Consider the following 21,482-nt stretch of genomic DNA (forward strand, 5'->3'; position numbering starts at 1 on the left):
GGCTTTGATTTTGTGAACAGGCGACGATCGTCCCCCAAAAGAGGTAAGCATGGCAAGTTATAGTACAAATGAGTTTAAAGCCGGACTGAAATTCATGATGGATGGCGATCCCTGCAGCATCATCGAAAATGAATTTGTTAAACCGGGTAAAGGCCAAGCATTTAACCGCGTTAAATTCCGCAACCTGAAAACCGGTCGTGTTAATGAACGTACTTTCAAAACTAACGAATCAGTTGAAAGCGCAGACGTTGTTGAAATGGATTTGGAATTTTCATATACCGACGGTGAGTTCTGGCACTTTATGGATCCGACCAGCTTCGAACAATATGCTGCTGACGCCAATGCCATTACCGAAAGCAAAGACTGGTTGAAAGAGCAATATACCTACACGGTTACCTTGTGGAACGGCACACCGCTTCTGGTCACGCCACCAAACTTTGTTAACCTGACCGTTGTAGAAACTGATCCAGGTGTGCGTGGTGATACTTCAGGTGGTGGTGGTAAACCTGCAACCTTAGAAACTGGTGCTGTGGTACGTGTACCATTGTTTATCGAAATCGGTGAAGTGTTACGGGTTGATACTCGTTCAGCATCTTACGTCGAACGTGCTAAGAAAGATTAAAGTCATCTTTAATTTTTGCCTTTTATCTGGCATGTCGAAACATGACATGCCAAAACGCAAAGCATAAATGATGCTGCAAGGCGAACAATTACAAAGCATGTTAAAACGGCGGGCAAAGCTTTTAGCGAATGTCCGTCGTTTTTTTCGGTTCGAAATGTGTTGGAAGTCAGTACACCCATCCTGTCTTCGGCAGCACCAACCGCACCTTATCTAGACAGTTTTTCCACCCAATTTTCGGCTGGAAATAACGCCAAAACACTGTATCTGCATACCTCACCTGAATTTGCGATGAAACGCTTACTGGCTGCTGGTAGCGGTGCGATTTATCAGATAGCCACGGTATTTCGTAATGGCGAGTTAGGTCGACAACATACGCCCGAGTTTTCCATGCTGGAATGGTATCGGCCTGGTTTTTCGCTGACGGATTTAATGGCGGAAGTGGATGCATTGATGCAACAGGTAATTGGTTTGCCTGCAGCTGTGATCTTTCGTTATCGTGATTTATTCATGGAATATCTGCAGCTGGATATTGAGCAGGCCGACGACGAGACATTGAAACAACTTGCTCTAGAGCGGATTCCCGGGCTCACCGCAGACTGGCAAACCGATCGTGATGGCTGGCTGGAAATGCTGATGAGTCAGCTGATAGAACCACAATTTAGTGCATTGGATACACCGGTAATGGTTACAGAGTTTCCGGCGACTCAGGCGCAATTAGCAAAAATTGAAATCAATACCAAAGGTCACCCAGTCGCCAGACGTTTTGAGCTTTATGCCGGTGGAATGGAATTGGCTAATGGTTATGACGAATTATGTGATGCAACCGAATTACGTCAACGTTTTGAGTTGGATAATCAATTGCGTCAGCAACAAGGTAAACCACAGATGCCGATAGATGAAAATCTGCTCGCCGCTATGCAATCTGGTTTACCGCAATGTAGCGGTGTGGCCTTAGGATTGGATCGTTTAATGATGTTGCATATGAGCGTAAACAATATCAGCCAGGTGAAAAGCATTGCTTTTATTGAAAGCTGAAGATAGTTTCAGACAAATAAAAAAGCCACCAACGATGTCGTTGGTGGCTTTTTAGTTTAAAACGTAATTAAAGTGATTTTTTCCGGTTGCGACGCATCGCGAAAAAGCCAATCAAACCACTTAAAAACAAAGGCAGTGCAGCAGGGACAGGCACTTCTGTCGGTGGCACAAAGTTTAGTGGTTGAGAGTGAATTTCACCGTATTGAGTCAGGTTTTTAGCAACCAGCGTACCTTCAATATTATTGTGATTAGTCACATCTGCGTTCAGAGCCAGAATGCTGCCGCCGAATTGGCTGGCAAGATTCAGTACAGTAGCATCGACAAAATTCCATAAAAAGATTGAACCGTAAATGGTTGCTGCACTGGCCAGGAAGTTAGCCTTGATATCGAATACCGTATTGTCGCCACCAAACACATTAAACAAAATGCTCTGTGTATTGGTCATGCTGAAATCAAACTCAAAGGCATTGTCAAAGAAGCTTTTTGCATCAGTGATACTGAAGATGGCAAGACCTGAATCGTTGCCAACCGCATTGAAAGTGACTTTACCCCCGTTAATGCTATAACTGCTGTTTGCGTCAGCCCCAGACAATTGATCAGAAAACTGGCTTAAAACATTCATCGCATTCGAAGCTTCAGTGGAAGGATCGAACGGTGCGGTAACGGGTTGATTGGATAATGTTCCGCCGCCGTTAGCATTTGCTGTGCCGGTCAGGTTGCCGCCATAGGTAGTGTTGCCACCATTGGTGTTTACAAAACCTGATATATCTCCGATAACTGAAGATGAGCCGTTACCGTTGGCATTGTTTTGTAATGAACCTGAAACCGAGCCGACAAAAGCATCTCCGCCATCATTCATGGTCACGTTACCGGCAATGTTGCCGCCAACATTCAAACCCTTGCCTTTAGTTATAACGTTGCCATTTACATTCCCGCCTACGGTCAACGCTGGAACCTCAGCATTCGAAGTTTGATGCATGTTGTACATGCGCCTTGGACATTGCCACCAATAAGCGCATTGCCTTCAACTTCTGAGGTGCTTGTGACATTGCCAGAGGTGATGAGATTATATTGGTTAAGTAGCGAGGTTGCATCGACTGGACCGGCTTGAGCAAACTGATTGATGCTGATAAAAAAGAGACCGATCAGCGTAAATTTAGATACATGCACTTGATTTATTCCTTTATTTAAGTCATGAAATTTTACTGAATAATATTGAGATCCAACATAAATAACAACTGTACGTTGGTACAGTGTCACTAAATGATTTTCATACAGGCAGAAATATTTAAATTAGGCCATCAGATTGGGTAGCCACATTGTCAATATCGGGAAGCTTATGATCAATCCCAGCACTACCAGTTGAATCGCTACAAAAGGCGTGATGCCTTTATAGATATCCATTAGTTTTAAGGTGGGCGGCGCACTGGCTTTAAGATAGAACAACGAAAAGCCAAAGGGCGGCGTGAGAAATGACGTTTGCAGATTAATTGCAATCAACAAGGCAAACCATAATGGATCAATGCCTAAGTGAATTGCTACCGGTGCGATGATGGGTACGACGATAAAACAAATTTCGATAAAGTCGAGAAAAAAGCCCAATACAAAAATCAGCAGCATGCTGAAAATCAGAAACGTCCATTTGCCGCCGGGCAGACCAGAAAAAATATCCAGAATCAGCCCGTCACCACCCATACCGACAAATACCAAACCAAACGCGGTAGCACCGATAAAGATCAAAAACACCATGCTGGTCAGCCGTGCGGTTTTTTGCATGGCATCACGCAGGTTAGGCATCGTCAAACGCCGATGTAGAGCAGCCAGAATCAATGCACCCAATGCACCAACAGCAGCAGACTCAGTGGGTGAGGCGATACCATAAAAAATAGAACCCAATACCGCGATGATAAGCAGCAATGGTGGCAGCAGGCTTTTTAAAACACTAATCCACAATGCAGCAAGTTCAGAGTTATCATCTTGTACCGCCGGGGCTAAATGTGGATGACGCCATGCCACATAACCTATATATAGTATGTAAGCCACAATCAGCATCATGCCCGGTACTACGGCACCGATAAATAATTCACCCACCGGCACCCCAATAACATCACCCAATAAAATCAAAATAATGCTGGGTGGAATGATTTGCCCTAAGGTACCGGAAGCAGCAATGGTGCCACTGGCTAATGATGGCGCATAGCCACGTTTCAGCATCGACGGTAAAGCAATCACAGTCATGGTGACTACTGACGCACCTACCACCCCGGTGGTAGCGGCTAACAAAGCACCCACCATAACAACAGATATCGCCAGCCCTCCGCGAATACGGCCAAAAACTCGTCCCATGGTATCGAGTAGCTGTTCTGCGACACCGGATTTTTCTAGTACCACGCCCATAAATACAAACAGCGGCACCGCCAACAATGTGAAGTTGGTCATGATGCCCCAGATGCGAAACGGCAATAGCTGGAAGAAATCAAAACCTAAATAAATGCTGCCAAATAATAATGAGATAGCACCTAAAACAAAGGCCACCGGATAGCCGGTGAGCAATAACAGGATTAACAAGCCAAACATCAACAACGCCATGTATTCCATTATTTTGGTTCCTGCTGCTGGCGGATAATGCGGATATTACGAATTAATTCAGCAACGGCCTGGATCATTAACAAAATGAATCCCAGTAACAAGGCTGATTTGAGAATAAAGCGATAGGGCAGACCACCGGGATCGGGGGAGCCCTCCTGATACAAATAGGCGTTGTAAGCAAATGGCCAACTGCTGATCAGAATAAGCACACAAAAAGGCATTAGAAATAACACAATGCCGATCACATCAATCCATGCACGATGTTTATCAGAGAGCCGATGACTACGATAAAGGATATCTACCCGCACGTGTCCATCGTGTTTCAGGGTATAAGCGCTGCCGAGTAAAAAGATCAATGCAAACAGATGCCATTCCAGCTCCTGTAAGCCCACTGAGCCTTGTTGGAACAAATAACGCATCATTACGTCATAACAGGTGAGTAGAACGAGCAGTAATACCAACCAGCTGCTGAGCTTGCCTGTGAATTCGGTGAAACGGTTTATCGATGTTTCCAACGATGTAAAAAATCGGCCCATGGTGTTCGGTCATCAATATAAATAAACGTCGAAGTTTCCCACAAAGCGCTCCATTGCTCCAGTAATTCACCACAAAATGAAATTTACTGTTCAGTTATCCGCAACCATTAAAGGAAGTGTTAAAGTGATATGACCGACCAAAGTAATGAGGAGTGATGACATGGATAATACAAGTCTGAAATACAGCAGTGAAAAAGCGCAATTGATACGGCTACTTTATATGCTGCTTTATGGTTTTGTGTTGTATCTGACCATGACGGTACTGGCGATAGTGGTTATTGTGCAATTTGTCTTTGCCTTATTCAGTGGCAGTCCGAACCCATCCATTCGTAATTTTTCCAAGGACCTTAACCGTTTTATTCAGCAAATCGTGTTATTCCTGACCTATAATGACGAACGAAAACCTTTCCCGTTCAACCCTTTATATGACGATGTAGAGGTTGAAGCTGTGTATGACAATGACGATTATATTGCCGACTATGAAGACATCACTGACAAAGATGATCCGACTTCACCAAAACCCTAATATGCATAACCAATAAGGAATAATAACTCTCTTATGCTGACTGTCATTTCCCCAGCGAAGACGCTTGATTTTGAAACAGCTTCGCATACTGATAAACATACTGAACCCCGGTTTCTGGAGCAATCACAGCAACTGATAAACCAATTGAAAAAGTTGTCGAGCCAGGAAATAGCGAATCTGATGAAGATCAGTGACAAGCTTGCCGGACTCAATATGGCACGCTTCCAGCAATGGCAAACGCCTTTTACCGAAGAAAATGCTAAACAGGCTATCCTCGCATTTAAAGGCGATGTCTATACCGGTCTGGATGCTGAAACACTCGATGAAAAAGGACTGGAGTTTGCTCAGCAACATTTACGCATTTTATCTGGTTTATATGGTGTTTTAAGACCATTAGATTTGATGCAGCCCTACCGACTAGAGATGGGCACACCGTTTCAGAATGCTGCAGGTAGAGATCTATATAGTTTCTGGGGAGATCAAATTCAAACTGCGCTGGAAGCCGAATCCGCTTTAAGTGATGGCGTGTTGATCAATCTGGCTTCAAATGAATACTTCAAAGCCGTAAATGCCAAAAAACTTAAAGCGACCATTATCACGCCGGTCTTCAAAGACTGGAAAAACGGTCAGTATAAAATGATCAGTTTTTACGCAAAAAAAGCACGTGGACTGATGAGCCGTTACATTATTGATCAGCAAATTAACTCACCGGAAAAACTCAAACAATTTGACTCGGAAGGCTATCGATATAGTGAAGAAATGAGTCAAAAAAATGATTGGGTGTTTATCCGGGATCATGATTGATTAAGTCGGGCTAACAACGGCAATGAAACCAAGGATGGTAAATCGAACTTTCTTCCGCACGCTAATATTAGTGGGATTTTTGGCGACACACTCTGTTAGCGCTGAAGTGCTGTTAAGTCAAGCTGAGCAAGACTTTCTCGCTGAAAAACAATTCATTAAACTGTGTACTGATCCTGACTGGTTGCCTTATGAAGGTATTGATGAAAATCATGAATTTACTGGCATCATGTCGGATTTTTATGCTTTATGGTCCGAAAAAATCACTACACCAATTGAACTGGTTCACAGCAACAGTTGGCAACAGTCTTTGCAATTAATAAGAAATGGAGAGTGCGATATTCTCTCCAGCGCCATGGATGTGCCAAGTCGTCGTGATTGGTTAAATGTCACCACACCTTATATTTTTTATCCATTGGCGATTGCTACTCAGCCCGATCATGAATTTGTAGTGAAATTTGAACAGGTTCTGGATCGCGATTTTGTGATGGTGGAGGGCTATGCCGGCATTGAAATGCTGCGTGATCGTTACCCCGATATCAAAATAGAGGCAGTCACGTCGTCAAGAGAGGGTCTCAAACTGGTCGAAACTGGGCAAGTTTATGGGTTCATTGATACCGTGCCGACGATTAATTTCCAAATGTTACGTTGGGGTATATCACACCTGAAAATCAGTGGCGTACTGGATATACAATATGCGATGTCCGTAGGAGTAAGCGTCCGGGAACCACAATTGCTCGAAATTTTTAACAAGGTTATTGCGGACACTACGGATCTGGAACGTCAGCGAGTATTGAAAAACTGGTTATCATTAGACTACAAGCAACCTGATGATAAGGCTTTATTCTGGCTCTTATTTAGTGCCGTAGTGCTGATAATGATGGTATTGATTTATCGCTATACTAAAATTCATCACCATAATCGTAAGTTACGGCAACTGAATACGCGGCTTGAACACATTTCACAATATGATCACCTAACCGGCCTCGCCAATCGTTATGCCTTACATCAACGCTTCAATGTTGAAATGGATCTTGCCAGTCAAACGCTACAGACTTTTTCGCTAATCTTGTTAGATTTGGATTTTTTTAAAGACATAAATGATAAGTATGGTCATGATGTGGGCGATAACGTGATCAAAGAATTTGCCGTATTACTCCAGTCGATGGTGCGTGAAAATGATTTAGTAGGCCGCTGGGGGGGCGAGGAGTTTTTAATCATTTGTTCTCAAACCTCGAAAAATGGTGCTTTTCAGTTGGCTGAACACTTGCGACTTCAAGTGCAAACGATGGGGTTCTCGGTGGATCGCCAAATTACTGCCAGTTTTGGTCTAAGTGAGTATAGGCAAGGTGAAACTATCGGTGATACGATTAAACGTGCTGACGACGCATTGTATCTTGCTAAGAATAATGGTCGTAATCAGATTGTAATGGCGGACTCTGATTTAGATGAATCTACAACAAAACATTGAGTTAACCCCAGGCCGGTATTTTTTTGCCTTGTCGCCAGATTTGAATTCGCGTATGCAAATTCAACACATCATGAAACGTCTGCCTGAAGATCAATCTCTGAAGTTACAAACTACGGCCAACTTACACCAAACGCTGTTATTTCTCGGTCAACTCAATCAACAACAAATCAACGCTTTATTAACCAACACCGAATCATTAAGTTGCCCGTTAATACATATGCAATTTGATCATCTATCTTATTGGGCAGAACCAAAGATCTACTGTCTGACAAGCCGAGCACCAGGTGCCGAGTTATTTAATCTGGTGAACAATCTGCAACAGATCGCCAGCGACGCTCAAATTGACGTAGATTTAAGACCTTATCAGCCACATATCACTCTGGCGCGTAAAGCTCGTGAAGCCGTCTCGATACCTATCGCTCCAGTACGTTTTAGAGTTCAAGAGCTGGTATTAATGAAATCGGTATCAACCGATCAAGGCCCTCAATATTTTCCGATGATGCATTGGCCTATTACTGATAACTGATAGTCGATATTTGCCAATGAGAGCGGGGTAAATCTGTTATAACTGTAATTCTCTGATGACGACTGTCGCAATCAATGATTCCCAAAGCCAGACTACTCAATTTAAGCTCGTTAACAGTGCTGTTATTAGCATTGTTAAGCAGCGGAAAAGTGCTGGCTGAACCAACGACTTTACGAGTTGGGGTATACGAAAATCCACCTAAACTGTTGAATAATTCTGATGGGGAAGTGAGTGGCATTTTGGGAGATATTCTGCAGATAATTGCGGATCAAGAAAACTGGCAGTTGATTGTAGTACCTTGTTATTGGAGTGACTGTCTGCAACTGCTCGCTAATGGTGAGATTGATTTATTACCGGATGTCGCCACGACGATAGCCCGTACAGATTTATATGACTTTCATACTACCCCGGCATTGCTCAGTTGGTCACAGATCTATGTTAGTCGTGAAAGTAACCTGACTAGCTTGCTGGAACTGGATGGAAAGCGTTTGGCGTTACTGAAAGGCTCGATTCAATACGATTATCTTAATCAACTTGCTGAAAGTTTTAATATTGATGTCACCTTTGTGCTGGTCGATACACAGCAAGCTGCTTTTGCAGCCTTAATGAATGGTATTGCTGATGCCGTTACTGCCAATAATTTTATCAGCGAGCTTAAAGCTGCCGAACTGAACTTAAGAGCGACCCCCATTATTTTTCAGCCAAGTCGTTTATATTTTGCGACGCCCAAAGGCCAACATGGCGACGTATTGGAGACACTGGATAACTACTTGCAAAAATGGCAAAAAGAAGCCAATTCGCCGTATTTTTCGGTTTTACAAAAATGGAACAGCCCGGCAGTCAAAACCGTTATTCCAAAAGAATTATGGTGGTTATTAATAGCGTTACTTTTGGGCTTTGTAAGTGCCGTGGTATTTTCCTTATTGATGCGGCGGCGCGTCCATGAAAAAACGATTTCTTTACGGCAGTCTCAACAGAATCTGAGCGTCATCCTGGATAGCGTTGATGCGCACATTTATATCAAAGATCTTCAATTAAATTACCAATACGTCAACCAGAATGTATGCAAGCTGATTGGCTTGGAAGAAAAAGACATTTTGGGTCAAACCGACGCCATATTGTTTGATAAAGAAACCTGTAAAACGCTACGTCAACATGACCTGAGAGTTATTGAAAAAGGCGAGCGAATTGTTGAAGAAGAAATCAATACTGTGCTCGGATCGGAAAATCCGCAAACCTTTCTGTCTGTCAAACTACCCTTGCGACAGGAAGATGGCACTGTCTACGCCTTATGCGGTATCTCTACCGATATTACCGATTACCTGTTGATCCAGAAACAGCTGCGGAAACTGGCTTTATACGACTCATTGACTGGCCTTGCCAATCGTCGGTTATTAATGGAGTTTCTGGAGGACGCTCTGGTAGAAGACAATCAAAATCACCGGGAAGGTGCTTTGCTGATTGTCGATCTGGATGCCTTTAAAACTTTAAACGATACTTTGGGGCATCATGCCGGCGACTTATTGCTGCAGGCGGTTTCCAAACGTCTTCAATCACGGCTCGAACCTCAGGATTTAGCTGCCAGACTGGGATCTGACGAGTTTGTCATCGTCAAACCCAATATGGGCTTACTTCGGCATGAGGTCGAAGTTATCGCTCATCAGTTTGCTGAAGAAATCCTGCAGGATTTTGTTTTGCCATTTAGCTTGGATCAGACTCAATACATTGCCTCGGCAAGTGTTGGCATCGCTTTATTTTCTGATGCAGAAGGTGATGTTGAACGCTTACTGCAAGATGCCGACATGGCGTTATATCGAGCCAAGGCTTCAGGTCGTAACAGTCTGAAATTTTTTGATCCGACCATGCAGAAAGAAGTTAAGCGGCGTAGTGAATTGGAACGCAAATTGAGGGAAGCTATTTCTCATCAGCAACTTGAATTGTATGTACAACCACAAATCAGTAGCGACCAACAATATGTCGGGATGGAAGCCTTATTACGCTGGAATGATCCGGTGGAAGGTTTTATTTCACCGGCTGACTTTATTCCGATAGCAGAGTCCAGCGGTTTGATAATCCCGCTGGGGGCCTGGGTGTTAAGAAAAGCCTGTCAGATCCTCGCAGACTGGTCAACTATCCCAGGCATGGAAAACCTGACACTCTCGGTCAATATCAGCCCCAGACAATTCCGCCATTTGCAATTTATCGATCATATCGACAGCTGTTTAATAGAGCTGGGCGTCAATCCCAATCATTTAGAACTTGAAATCACCGAGAGCTTATTGATTGAGGATATTGATCACACTATCGAGCGGATGAATGCACTACGTCAGCGTGGCTTGCGCTTTGCCTTGGATGATTTTGGTACCGGTTACGCTTCGCTGAGCTACTTAAAGCTTCTGCCATTAAATAAACTGAAAATAGACCAGTCGTTTGTCCATGATGTATTGACCGACGTAAACGATGAAGCGATTGTCAGTACTATTATTGCTCTGGGACAAAGTCTGGATTTAGCCGTGATTGCTGAAGGGGTGGAAACCGCAGAGCAGGCAGCTTTACTGGAAAAATTTGGTTGCCATGTTTATCAAGGCTATTATTTTGGTAAACCTGCTCCAGTAGACCAATGGCAAAAGATTATCTCCAAAGTCCGTCTGTCACACAAAAACCTCTAAATCTCTATTTTTAGAGTTACTGGTTGTTGCGCAACTCTGCATCAACAGCCTGGTATCCCAGCCAGTTTGTTGTAAAAAATTGTATGGCCTTTAACAAGCTTAATCCCTCAAATGGGCATTGAAGCCATACAATTTATAACTAAACGGATTTATATCCATACACTTAATAATTTTGTATGCAAATAAGTTTGTTTTTGTCTGGGAAAGTGCCTAGCGTGTAGGCTAAATGTTAATAGGGATTTACCTATGCGCTCGTGGAAAGCTCGAATCGAAACGGATGCCAAAACCAAATATCTTGGCATCGTAGAAGCCTTGGAAGCCGATATCTATTCCGGTTATGTTAAAGCTGGCGATCGTTTACCGCCGCAACGTGCCGTGGCGGAAGCGTTGAATGTTGATTTAACCACCGTCACCCGTGCTTTTAATGAAGCAAGACGTCGAGGCTTAATTGATGCCACTACCGGACGTGGCAGTTTTGTGCGGCATCATGTCGAAAGCAAACTCATTTCACATATTTCAACTGCTCGACCATTACTCGATTTGAGCATGAATAATCCCCCTCAACCCGAGGCTGCCGGTTTACAGCAGCATATTCCACAAGGCATTGCCCAGCTTATTTCAGGGGCTGATCGCATATTGCAATTGCATTATCAGGACAGTGCCGGTAACCCGCATGACCGAAGTGCTGCTGCTGGCTGGTTGGCACAATCAATCAACAACGTGACCACAGAACGCACCTTGATTACCGGGGGCGCTCAAGCCGCGTTGTATGCCATTCTGCAATCTATGGCTCAAGCTGGCGATATTATTGCCTGTGGTGAATTTGTTTATCCCGGCTTGAAGTCGGCGGCAGAACAACTTCAGCTGTCTTTACAACCGTTAAGCATGGATGAAGAAGGGGTGTTGCCTGATGCTTTTGAACAAGCATGCCGACAATATCCAATCAAAGCGATTTATCTGGTACCGACAATGGATAACCCGACTACGGCCACCATGTCGTTAACCAGACGCCAGCAAATTATCGCTATTGCTCATGAATACGACATTATTATTATCGAAGATGATCCGTATTCACCATTGCTGGAAAACCCTGAAACAGCACTATTTGATTTAGCGGCAGATCGCACCTGGTATATACGCACTTTATCCAAATGTATTACTCCTGCATTACGCCTCGCCTATGTCATTGCCCCGAGCAATTCTCATGCACTTGGATTGGCCAATGTTTTACGAGCCATCAGTGTCATGGCTTCACCGTTGATGGCTGCTTTAGTGTCACGCTGGATTCATGATGGCCGGATAAATCGTTTCTCTGAAGCCATCCGCGAAGAAAACCAGCAGCGCCAGCAGATTGCCAAACAACTATTGGCCGGAATGGATTTTTCCAGTAACGAAGCAGGCCACCATATCTGGCTGCAATTACCCAGTTGCTGGCAGGCCAATGCATTTGCCGAACAAGCGACGGTATTGGGTGTTTCCGTGGTGGCCTGTAACAGTTTTGGTTTTAGTGATCGGCAACGTCAGGCAGTTCGATTATCACTCGGGTTGACCCCTGATCATGCAACGCTCTCTCAGGCGTTAAGCATTTTACGTGGCTTATTGATTCAGCCTGCCACTACCTCTCATCACATCATCTAACCGGGAAGTGAGAAAAATCATGATTGAACAACCTATTCACTTTATGGAAAAAAATGGCGATATCTACGAAGAAATGGCCGACTGGGATGTGAATGCCGGTGGCGAGAAAATTGTCGCCAAACGGATGTCTGGCCGTTTTCGTAACCTGAAATGGTTTGGCATGTCTGTATGGCTGATCTATTTTCTGGTGCCATACATTCGCTGGAATGGCGACCAAGCAGTCTTGCTGGATATCCCCAATCGTCAGTTTCATTTTTTTGAACTGACTATCTTCCCGCAGGATATCTGGATGCTGTCGCTCACCTTATTGTTTTTCGCCATTCTGCTGGCGGCAGTAACCAGTGTGGCTGGACGGGTATTTTGTGGTTACTTTTGTTTCCAGACGGTATGGACCGATATCTATACCTGGATCGAAACCAAATTTGAGGGTGACACGCCCCAAAAACAATTACGTTTCAAACAAGCGCCCTGGTCGATCGGTAAAGTTTTGAAAAAATTCACTAAACATAGTCTGTGGATGGCGATTGCCTTACTGACCGGGCTGACATTTTCTGCCTGGTTCACCGATGCATTTGAATTGTGGGGTGATGTATTTACGCTCCAGGCACATATCGCAGTGTGGATAGCGATGGCAATCTTTACTACGTTTACCTATGTATTTGCCGGGTTTATGCGTGAGCAGGTGTGTTTCTGGCTATGTCCGTATGCACGATTGCAAGGTGTTATGTATGACCAGAATACGATTTTGCCGGCCTATGATGCCGAGCGTGGTGAGCCTCGCGGTAAACTTAAAAAAGGTCAGACCGATCCGAGTAAAGGCAGTTGTATTGATTGCAAACTTTGCGTCAATGTCTGCCCGACCGGTATTGATATCCGTAAAGGCCAACAGGAAGGTTGTATCACTTGTGGTTTGTGCATTGATGCCTGTGATTCGGTAATGGATAAAATCAATGAGCCCGCGCGGCTTGATTCGTTACGCTTCATACGCTGAGTTGCAAGGTCATAGCAAACCGCAAGCGCTGTATAAACGTCCTCGAGTGATTATCTACACGCTGATCCTGTTGGCCTCTCTGGCAGGTATTGTTTATGGCTTTTTATCACTGTCTGCAACGGATTTCAGTGTCAGTCCGGATCGTCAGCCGCTATTTGTACGTTTGAGTGATGGCTCGATTCAGAATCGTTATACGCTGAAATTACTTAATAAAGAAAATGTGCCCATCGAAGTGCAATATCGGATTGAAGGTCTGGACGGGGCGAACCTGCATGGTATTCATGAAAGCTATGTTATTGAACCGGCTAAAGTATTAACCATCACAGCATTGGTTAAAGTGCCTGAAGATAAGCTGCAAGCCGGTATCAGCCCACTTATATTCAATGTTGATGTGATTGACGGGCCTGAGTCGGAAATTACCTATCAAACCATCTTTATCGCACCCAAGAAATAACTTGGGTGCGAGATGAACAAACGCTAGTCGGTATTTTTGATGAATAGTTCGTAGAGATCAGCACGGCGATCTTTCAGATTGGTGACCGCACCTTCACTACGCACCAGTTTGAGTTTGTCTAAATCCAGATCAGAGAACATGATCATTTCGCTGTTGGGTGTAGTCTCGGCCATGATTGCATCATGCGGGAAGGCAAAGTCGGAAGGCGAAAACACCGACGATTGAGCATATTGCACATCCAGGTTTTCAACTTTTGGCAGGTTACCCACACTGCCAGTGATGGCGACATAACATTCGTTTTCAATCGCGCGAGCCTGTGCACAATGGCGTACCCGTAAATAACTGTTTTTGGTATCGGTCCAGAAGGGCACGAAAATAATATCCACTTCTTGATCGGCAGCAATACGACCTAATTCTGGAAATTCAATGTCATAACAAATCATGATGGCAACGCGGCCGGCATCGGTTTCAAACACCTGAAATTTGTTGCCACCTTCAATGACCCAGTCGCGTCGTTCATGCGGGGTAATATGGATTTTGCGTTGTTCTTCAACCCGACCATCGCGATGGCACAGATACGAGACGTTATAGACTCGGTCATTTTCCAATAACGGCATTGAACCGGTGATGATATTGATGTTGTAACTGACTGCCATATCGGACATGGCATCACGGAATTGTTGGGTATAGCTGGCTAAGAATCGAATGGCTCGAGTCTGATCAACCTGATCGGTCAATCCCATTAACGGTGCATTAAAGAATTCGGGAAATAAAGCAAAATCACTTTTGTAATCGGATAAGGCATCAACAAAATATTCGACCTGTTTCAGTACTTCTTCAACGGAAGTAAATTCACGCATCTGCCATTGCACAGCGCCAAGTCTCACCTGGGTTTTACGAACGTTTAATACCGAAGATGGCGGTGTGTAAAGAATATTGTTCCAATCCAGCAATGTGGCGTGACCTAATGATTTTTCGTCTTCCGGCAGATATTTATGCATCAGCCGCATCACCTGAAAATCATTGGAGAGCTGGAAAGTCAGAATGGGATCATAAATCTCTTTACGCGATACCTGTTCAATGTATTCAGCAGGTGAAAACTTGTCTGCGTATTTATGGTAATTGGGGATACGACCACCAGCCAGAATGGCCCGTAGATTCATTGAGCGACACAGTTCTTTGCGAGCTTCATACAAGCGACGACCTAAACGGTAACCGCGGTATTCCGGATGAATGAATACATCCAATCCGTATAAGGAGTCACCATGCGGGTTATGCCAGATTTTATCGTTACTCAGAATCAAATCATCGTAGGTATGCGGGTTGCTGAACCGTTCATAACTGACCATAACAGTTAATGCGACGGCAATTAACTCGCCTGAATCTTCGATGCAAATCTGTCCATCCTGGAATTGGTTAATCAAAGCTTCAATGGTCGGTTTGGGCCAGGCGCCACCAATATCGTCATAGACAGTGTCCATCAGATTTTTGAGCTGGTCGTAATCCTCCAAAGTGAGATTACGTAAATTCAGATGCAGCTCTTCGTGGGCCATACTTGCTCCGTGATTAATCAGAAATATCGCATTGAGTCTAGCAGATGCTAGCCAGCATGTTCAGCGCATAAGCATTAATTCTGTGGATTAACCCTGACTAAAGCTTCGTCCAAGACAAACTGCTATATTGCCTGCCAAAAAAGGGATGTTATGACCACTGATCAAATGATTATTTTTGCTGTGCTAGCGGCAACACTTGGTTTATTTATCTGGGATAAATTGCGTTATGACATCGTCGCTGTATTAGCGTTATTAACCGTTGCCTTAACTGGTTTGATTCCTGCCGATGAAGCGTTTTCAGGACTAGGCCATCCAGCAGTAATAACGGTAGCGGCGGTATTAATTATCGGACAAGCACTGGTCAACGCCGGAGTGGTCGATGCTATCGCTCGCCAGCTGACCAAAGCCGGAGATAATCCTACTTTGCAAATGGCCGCGCTGACGGTGACCGTAGCGATTTGTTCAGGCTTTATGAATAACGTTGGCGCCTTAGCTTTATTAATGCCTGTGGCAATCTGGATGTCTCGGCAGAGCGGTCATTCGCCATCAATGTTTCTGATGCCGTTAGCTTTTGGTTCATTACTCGGTGGTTGTCTAACATTAATCGGTACTCCGCCGAATATCATTATTGCCAGTTATCGTACTCAAACAGATTTGCCGGCATTTGGCATGTTTGACTTTTTACCGGTTGGCATAGCGATTACTGTGGTTGGTGTGATTTTTCTGGTGTGTTTAGGCCGTTTTCTTACACCACAACGTCAGGCTTCAAACAGTGGCGATGAGTTATTTGAAATCAGCAGTTATCTTACTGAATTAAATGTGCCTGAGGATTCCGACTATAAGGGCCGAAGTTTGATGGATCTGGTTTCGGCTGTCGAAGACGAAGCTGATATAACCGTTGTGGCTTTACTGCGTGGTGATGACCACTTCAACACGCCATCAATGTATAAAGTTTTGCATCAAGATGATGTACTGTTGATTGAAGCCGATTCTGATAGTTTGAAAGCGCTGACCGATGTAACGAAGTTAAAACTGGCAGGGGATAAAACCGATCAGCAAACCGAGCAGGATGAGGAAGCAGAAAAACCGAAAAAACCTCAGGATTTGGATGTCGTTGAAGCCATTCTGGCACATGACTCGATTTTGGTTGGTAATACCCTAAGCAGCCTGTCGATTCGCCAGCGTTATGGAATCAATATTCTTGCTGTGGCACGCCGCGGCCATCAGCTTAAACAACGATTACATAAAATCCGTTTTGTCGCCGGCGACATTCTGTTGATGCAAGGTAGCGATGATGTACTCAAGTCAGTAATGAGTGAGTTGGGCTGTCTGCCATTGGCTTCAAGAGGTTTACAGTTGGGGCAGCCACGTAAAGTCGCTATCGCTTCAGCAATCTTTATCGCGGTGATAGGACTTATCATGTTTGATGCAGTTTCTACTGCAACGGCAATGGTCACCGGTGTAGTGGCAATGTTTTTTGCTGGTTTATTACCCGTGGCTAAATTGTACAAAAGTCTCGATTTACCAGTGATTGTGTTGTTGGCCGCGATGTTGCCGGTAGGTCAGGCCTTAGAGGCGACCGGCGGTTCGGAATTAATCGCTAATTTGCTGCTCAATATGGCAGAGTCTTCGCCTCCTGCGATGACCGTGGTGATTCTGATGATCGCGACAATGTTATTGTCTAACATCATCAACAATGCTGCCGCGGCGATATTGGCGGCCCCGATTGCGATCAGTGTTGCCAGTGGCATGGATGTTTCGGCTGATCCGTTACTGATGGCAGTGGCCATTGGCGCTTCATGTGCGTTTCTCACACCGATTGCCCATCAATCAAATACTTTGGTGATGGAGCCGGGCGGTTATAGTTTTAATGATTATTGGAAGCTGGGTTTGCCTTTATCCATTTTGGTGATTTTGACAGCCTTACCAGTAATTTTGTGGGTATGGCCTTTGTAAGCTTGTGGTTGAACAGTTGTGCCCCAATCTATAGATGAGTGGCTCACTGAAATTAATAAACAGGACATAAAATGGCTCAGCAAATTGTTCAACTGCAACTTAGTGGAATGCGCTGCGCCGCCTGTGCCAACACCATTGAAAAAGCATTAAAAAAAACACCATCGGTTAAATCGGTTCAGGTGAACTATGCTAATGAAAAAGCCACTCTTCGCGGTGACAATCTGGATGCAGCAAGTCTAGTAAAAGTGGTCGAAAAAGCCGGTTATGCTGCGGTTTTGATTGATATCGAACAGCCTCAAACAGATACCAACCAGCAATTACAGCAAAAGCAGTTTTATAAGTTTATCGCTGCAGCGATACTGTCGTTGCCTTTGCTTTACAGCATGGTCGGCCATTTCAACTGGACCAGCGGTATACCAGTTCCAGATTTGTTGATGAATGCCTGGTTTCAAATGGCATTAGCCACGCCAGTGCAGTTTATTATTGGCTGGCAGTTTTATCGCGGTAGTTATTTCGCGTTAAAAAATCGTAGTGCCAATATGGATGTGCTGGTGGCATTGGGCACTTCAGCTGCCTATTTTTACAGTGTATGGCTGACCTTTAAATTTGGTGCGATGGCAGCACATGATGGCCTTTATTTTGAAACCAGCGCGGTATTAATTACCTTGATTCTGCTGGGTAAATGGTTTGAGGCACGCGCCAAAGGCCATACATCTGACGCAATCAAAAAACTGTTAAAGCTGCAGCCACAGCAGGCACTACGTGAATTTGCTGACGGTCAGACCGAATTGGTTTCGGTTAAAGAGCTGCAACACGGCGATATTGTGCAGATTAAACCTGGTCAGCAGATTCCGGTGGATGGTGTGATCATTGAAGGCCAATCTGCTGTCGATGAATCCATGCTGACCGGCGAAAGCATGCCGGTAGAAAAAAGCCTGAACGACAAAGTGGTTGGCGCTACCTTTAACAAAAATGGTTTTCTGCGGGTTCGTGCAACTCACCTGGGCGAAGAGGCTGCATTAGCTCGAATTGTCCGAGTCGTAGAGCAGGCTCAGGGTTCTAAAGCGCCTATCCAACGTCTGGCAGATAAAGTCTCGGGCATTTTTGTGCCAGTCGTGGTGGCGATTGCCATCACTACTTTTATACTATGGTGGTTCTGGTTTAGCCCTGGTGATATTGGAAAAGCATTGGAAACCATGGTGGCCGTATTGGTGATTGCCTGTCCCTGTGCACTGGGTTTGGCCACGCCTACCTCTATCATGGCGGGTTCAGGTCGGGCTGCAGAGGCGGGCATATTGTTTAAACAGGCTGATACGCTTGAACTGACACAGTCACTGACCACGGTGGTGTTTGATAAGACTGGTACGTTGACTCAAGGTAAACCAGCGTTAACCGATTTTGTGGTGGCAGAGAATGTTGATCAATCCTTTATTGCCAGTGTGGTTAGTGCAATTGAAGCCAAATCAGAGCATCCACTGGCCCAAGCCATCGTTAACGGACTGCAGCAATCCGACAACCCAATAACCGATATTGAGAATTTTCAATCACTCAGTGGTCATGGCGTGGTGGCAAGTACCGAATTAGCAGGAAAAAGCTCTCAGATTGTGATTGGCACCAAAAAATTGATGCAAGATTATCAGATTGAAGTTGGTGACTGGTTAGCGCAGCAACAAAGCCTGGAACAGCAGGGCAAAACGGCCATATTGATTGCAGTCGATCAAAAGGTCATTGGTCTGCTGGCGGTAGCTGATACGATTCGAGATACAGCAAAATCAGCCGTTAGCGCATTAAAAAAACGTGGGCTGCAAGTCATTATGTTGACTGGAGATAATCATATTACTGCCCAGGCAATCGCCAATGAGTTAGGCATTGATAAGGTCATTGCCGAGGTGTTGCCCGAACACAAAGCCGATAAGATCCGCGAGTTACGCCAGCAAGGCCAGGTAGTGGCAATGGTGGGTGATGGTATTAATGATGCTCCAGCTTTAGCAGAGGCGGATATTGGAGTTGCTATGGGCAGTGGCAGCGATGTGGCTATTGAAACGGCGGATATTGCGTTGATGCGAGCCGATTTGAATGCCGTAGTTGATGCCATTCAATTAAGTCATCTGACGGTTCGCAATATCCGGCAGAATCTGTTTTGGGCTTTTGCTTACAACTCTCTGGGCATTCCAATTGCGGCCGCAGGTTTGTTGGCACCCTGGCTGGCTGGAGCAGCAATGGCATTTAGCTCTATCTCTGTCGTGTTAAATGCCCTAAGGTTGCAGCGTGTAAAACATATTCACTAAATATTGAATATTCGATAACACGTTGTACTAATTGAGGTTTATTAATGTTCTCGAAATTAGACTATTTCACATTACAAAATCTTTGATTAAGCATTTTGGATTTGTATCACACCACACTTAATTTTTGAGTTCAGATTCCTTCGTAGCTGTTGTAGTATCCATAGTAGAAGTAAGTCTAATTTGCCTTAAAGAAGGTTGAACAATGGCAGCAGAAGAACTGGAAAATAAACTTGAGCAATGGAAGCAAAAGTATCTTGAGCTGCTTGCACGCGACGAGAATCAAACCGTCTACATACAAATTCTGGAACGCAGTCTTGGACGGCTTGCATTGGTTTCAGAAGGTATTGATCCCGCTTTAGACAAACACTTACATTCGCTTCGACAGGAATTACGCAGTAAAAAAGATGCTGAGCGGATCAGCGATATTCTGGAAAAAATTCAGCAATATATCAGCATAATGGATGAAAGGCCGCAGGGAACGGATGCTTCCGAGTTATTACGCCATCTTCTGTTATCGCTGAGCATTCCGGCTGATTCACAGCCGGGAGTAGACAATTTGCTGATCCAATTGAAAGATGCTTCCAATGAACAAGCCCGTGAGTTGTTACCTGAGTTTATAAATTTACTGGAAGATATGTTTTCCAATAAGTTAGTCCCTCTGGTTAATACTGACAAACCTCGTTCAGGCATTTTGCAGAAACTGGGGTTGAGCAAACTAAATACTGAAGTATCACAGTTGTTATGTGGTCTTATTGATAACCTGCAATTACCAGAGATGTTCAATGAACAGCTGCGGGCAATACGCGACCAACTGCAGTCTCAAACCAATAAAAAGAACTTACCGCAAGTCATTGATGCACTCGTGAATTTGATTAATTCATTGGGTGCTCAGGCACAGCTGCAACAGCTCGAATACCGAGCTTTTCTCTCTACCTTAAGTGAGCGCATTAATGAGCTGGACGATCTGTTGCGGATTACCGTAAAAGATGATGCAGAAGCATTTAACCAGCGCCAGATGATCGGTGAACGTGTTGATGCTGGTTTGGATGATATTCGTAAGCAGATTGATGTCACCAGCGAACCCAGAGAACTCAAATCAATAATTCGGGAGAGATTGTCCGCATTATCTGGCGCTGTAGATGAATATCGAAACATCGATCAGAGTCGCTATTTACAATCACAACTGGAAATCAAAAAACTGACTGACCGTTTACAGGAACTGGAAAATGAAACCAAATCTTTGCAAGATGGTATTCGCAAAGCACATGAAATGGTGCGCAAAGATCCGTTAACCGGTATTGGCAATCGGCAGGCGCTGATGGATGCGTTAGAAACCGAATACATTCGTTGGCAGCGTTACAAACAACCATTGAGTTTAGTGGTGTGGGATATCGATAGTTTCAAACAAATTAATGACAGCCTCGGGCATTTGGCAGGAGATAAGATATTAATTCGTATTGCTGAGATTTTATCGACTTCGACTCGTGAAATTGATTTTGTTGCCCGGTTTGGTGGTGAGGAATTTGTCGGGATTTTTCCGGGTACCGCGTTAACTGAAACTATGGTGTTGGCCAATAAAATTCGCGAAGAAATTGGCAGTACCCGATTTTTATACGATGGCAAACCTGTGCCGATTAGCGTTTCCGCAGGTATCGCCACTTTTCATAAAGGCGATAATACCGAAGATGTGTTTAAACGCGCCGATACCGCCATGTTCAAGGCAAAAAAACAAGGCCGTAATATTTGTATTCAAGAAGAACTACAAGCTTAACTGTTATGACGTTTTATAAAGTTGTTTCAATGACAGGCGGAACTTTATAAAACAAA

General features: G+C 44.4%; 16 protein-coding genes and 1 pseudogene. 12 read left to right on the forward strand and 5 right to left on the reverse strand.

The window, feature by feature from the left end:
• The first annotated feature begins 49 nt into the window (after positions 1–49).
• Together efp and epmA are read left to right on the forward strand one after the other, a co-directional pair.
• On the forward strand, positions 50–622 hold the full coding sequence (gene efp / locus E8Q33_RS03080; RefSeq protein ID WP_069295552.1) for an elongation factor P: 573 nt from the start codon (positions 50–52) through the stop codon (positions 620–622).
• 87 nt (positions 623–709) lie between these two features.
• Positions 710–1,657: an EF-P lysine aminoacylase EpmA gene (gene epmA / locus E8Q33_RS03085; protein ID WP_247869912.1), complete on the forward strand. Its 948-nt coding sequence runs from the start codon at positions 710–712 to the stop codon at positions 1,655–1,657.
• A 67-nt stretch (positions 1,658–1,724) separates the two neighbouring features.
• Here the strand turns inward: epmA and E8Q33_RS03090 are convergent, their stop codons facing one another.
• From E8Q33_RS03090 to E8Q33_RS03100, 4 genes are read right to left on the reverse strand one after another with little or no spacing between them, the layout of a single operon-like run.
• The gene (locus E8Q33_RS03090; protein WP_069295550.1) at positions 1,725–2,636 is read right to left on the reverse strand and encodes a choice-of-anchor A family protein; all 912 of its coding nucleotides are present in this window, start codon (positions 2,634–2,636) and stop codon (positions 1,725–1,727) included.
• On the reverse strand, positions 2,600–2,917 hold the full coding sequence (locus tag E8Q33_RS15425; RefSeq protein ID WP_141696763.1) for a collagen-binding domain-containing protein: 318 nt from the start codon (positions 2,915–2,917) through the stop codon (positions 2,600–2,602). The genes E8Q33_RS03090 and E8Q33_RS15425 overlap by 37 nt, the downstream gene beginning before the upstream one ends.
• 33 nt (positions 2,918–2,950) lie before the next feature.
• Entirely contained in the window at positions 2,951–4,255 is a 1,305-nt protein-coding gene (locus E8Q33_RS03095) for a TRAP transporter large permease subunit (RefSeq protein WP_069295549.1), read from the reverse strand.
• Positions 4,255–4,782, reverse strand: coding sequence for a TRAP transporter small permease subunit (locus E8Q33_RS03100; protein ID WP_136552717.1), 528 nt, complete (start codon positions 4,780–4,782; stop codon positions 4,255–4,257). Before E8Q33_RS03100 ends, E8Q33_RS03095 begins: the two co-directional genes overlap by 1 nt.
• Positions 4,783–4,942: 160 nt before the next feature.
• Between E8Q33_RS03100 and E8Q33_RS03105 the strand changes: the two genes are divergently transcribed.
• From E8Q33_RS03105 to ccoG, 7 genes and pseudogenes are all read left to right on the forward strand, one after another.
• Entirely contained in the window at positions 4,943–5,308 is a 366-nt protein-coding gene (locus tag E8Q33_RS03105; RefSeq protein ID WP_069295547.1) for a DUF4389 domain-containing protein, read from the forward strand.
• A 33-nt stretch (positions 5,309–5,341) separates the two neighbouring features.
• Positions 5,342–6,112, forward strand: a complete 771-nt coding sequence (yaaA, locus tag E8Q33_RS03110; RefSeq protein ID WP_069295546.1) for a peroxide stress protein YaaA — start codon at positions 5,342–5,344, stop codon at positions 6,110–6,112.
• Positions 6,113–6,146: 34 nt separating this feature from the next.
• Complete coding sequence (locus E8Q33_RS03115; protein WP_247869896.1) at positions 6,147–7,580, forward strand: diguanylate cyclase; 1,434 nt, start codon at positions 6,147–6,149, stop codon at positions 7,578–7,580.
• A complete protein-coding gene (gene thpR / locus E8Q33_RS03120; protein ID WP_136552719.1) occupies positions 7,558–8,106 on the forward strand; it encodes an RNA 2',3'-cyclic phosphodiesterase in 549 nt (182 codons plus the stop codon). Before E8Q33_RS03115 ends, thpR begins: the two co-directional genes overlap by 23 nt.
• A gap of 149 nt (positions 8,107–8,255) precedes the next feature.
• Positions 8,256–10,775 carry an EAL domain-containing protein gene (locus tag E8Q33_RS03125; RefSeq protein ID WP_168800127.1) on the forward strand — a complete coding sequence of 840 codons (2,520 nt, stop codon included), beginning with the start codon at positions 8,256–8,258 and terminating at the stop codon, positions 10,773–10,775.
• A gap of 246 nt (positions 10,776–11,021) precedes the next feature.
• Positions 11,022–12,413: a PLP-dependent aminotransferase family protein gene (locus tag E8Q33_RS03130; protein WP_136552723.1), complete on the forward strand. Its 1,392-nt coding sequence runs from the start codon at positions 11,022–11,024 to the stop codon at positions 12,411–12,413.
• Between the two features lie 19 nt (positions 12,414–12,432).
• Positions 12,433–13,858, forward strand: a pseudogene (gene ccoG, locus E8Q33_RS03135) (cytochrome c oxidase accessory protein CcoG).
• Between the two features lie 23 nt (positions 13,859–13,881).
• Here the strand turns inward: ccoG and E8Q33_RS03140 are convergent.
• A complete protein-coding gene (locus tag E8Q33_RS03140) occupies positions 13,882–15,411 on the reverse strand; it encodes a bifunctional GNAT family N-acetyltransferase/carbon-nitrogen hydrolase family protein (protein ID WP_136552725.1) in 1,530 nt (509 codons plus the stop codon).
• A gap of 150 nt (positions 15,412–15,561) precedes the next feature.
• Between E8Q33_RS03140 and E8Q33_RS03145 the strand changes: the two genes are divergently transcribed.
• The 3 genes from E8Q33_RS03145 to E8Q33_RS03155 all read left to right on the forward strand — a co-directional run bounded on the left by E8Q33_RS03145 (position 15,562) and on the right by E8Q33_RS03155 (position 21,426).
• A complete protein-coding gene (locus E8Q33_RS03145) occupies positions 15,562–17,367 on the forward strand; it encodes an SLC13 family permease (RefSeq protein WP_136552727.1) in 1,806 nt (601 codons plus the stop codon).
• Positions 17,368–17,438: 71 nt separating this feature from the next.
• A complete protein-coding gene (locus E8Q33_RS03150) occupies positions 17,439–19,655 on the forward strand; it encodes a cation-translocating P-type ATPase (RefSeq protein ID WP_136552728.1) in 2,217 nt (738 codons plus the stop codon).
• Positions 19,656–19,857: 202 nt separating this feature from the next.
• Entirely contained in the window at positions 19,858–21,426 is a 1,569-nt protein-coding gene (locus E8Q33_RS03155; protein WP_069295536.1) for a GGDEF domain-containing protein, read from the forward strand.
• Positions 21,427–21,482: the final 56 nt, after the last annotated feature.

This window comes from Methylophaga sp. SB9B, assembly GCF_004832235.1.
Taxonomy (GTDB): Bacteria; Pseudomonadota; Gammaproteobacteria; order Nitrosococcales; family Methylophagaceae; genus Methylophaga; species Methylophaga muralis.

Bases quoted from the DNA above. Each gene is read 5' to 3' on its own strand.
- efp (WP_069295552.1), top strand. From the start codon at position 50: ATGGCAAGTTATAGTACAAATGAGTTTAAAGCCGGACTGAAATTCATG.
- E8Q33_RS03090 (WP_069295550.1), bottom strand. From the start codon at position 2,636: ATGCATCAAACTTCGAATGCTGAGGTTCCAGCGTTGACCGTAGGCGGG.
- E8Q33_RS03095 (WP_069295549.1), bottom strand. From the start codon at position 4,255: ATGGAATACATGGCGTTGTTGATGTTTGGCTTGTTAATCCTGTTATTG.
- E8Q33_RS03100 (WP_136552717.1), bottom strand. From the start codon at position 4,782: ATGGGCCGATTTTTTACATCGTTGGAAACATCGATAAACCGTTTCACC.
- E8Q33_RS03105 (WP_069295547.1), top strand. From the start codon at position 4,943: ATGGATAATACAAGTCTGAAATACAGCAGTGAAAAAGCGCAATTGATA.
- yaaA (WP_069295546.1), top strand. From the start codon at position 5,342: ATGCTGACTGTCATTTCCCCAGCGAAGACGCTTGATTTTGAAACAGCT.
- E8Q33_RS03115 (WP_247869896.1), top strand. From the start codon at position 6,147: ATGGTAAATCGAACTTTCTTCCGCACGCTAATATTAGTGGGATTTTTG.
- thpR (WP_136552719.1), top strand. From the start codon at position 7,558: ATGAATCTACAACAAAACATTGAGTTAACCCCAGGCCGGTATTTTTTT.
- E8Q33_RS03130 (WP_136552723.1), top strand. From the start codon at position 11,022: ATGCGCTCGTGGAAAGCTCGAATCGAAACGGATGCCAAAACCAAATAT.
- E8Q33_RS03140 (WP_136552725.1), bottom strand. From the start codon at position 15,411: ATGGCCCACGAAGAGCTGCATCTGAATTTACGTAATCTCACTTTGGAG.
- E8Q33_RS03145 (WP_136552727.1), top strand. From the start codon at position 15,562: ATGACCACTGATCAAATGATTATTTTTGCTGTGCTAGCGGCAACACTT.
- E8Q33_RS03150 (WP_136552728.1), top strand. From the start codon at position 17,439: ATGGCTCAGCAAATTGTTCAACTGCAACTTAGTGGAATGCGCTGCGCC.
- E8Q33_RS03155 (WP_069295536.1), top strand. From the start codon at position 19,858: ATGGCAGCAGAAGAACTGGAAAATAAACTTGAGCAATGGAAGCAAAAG.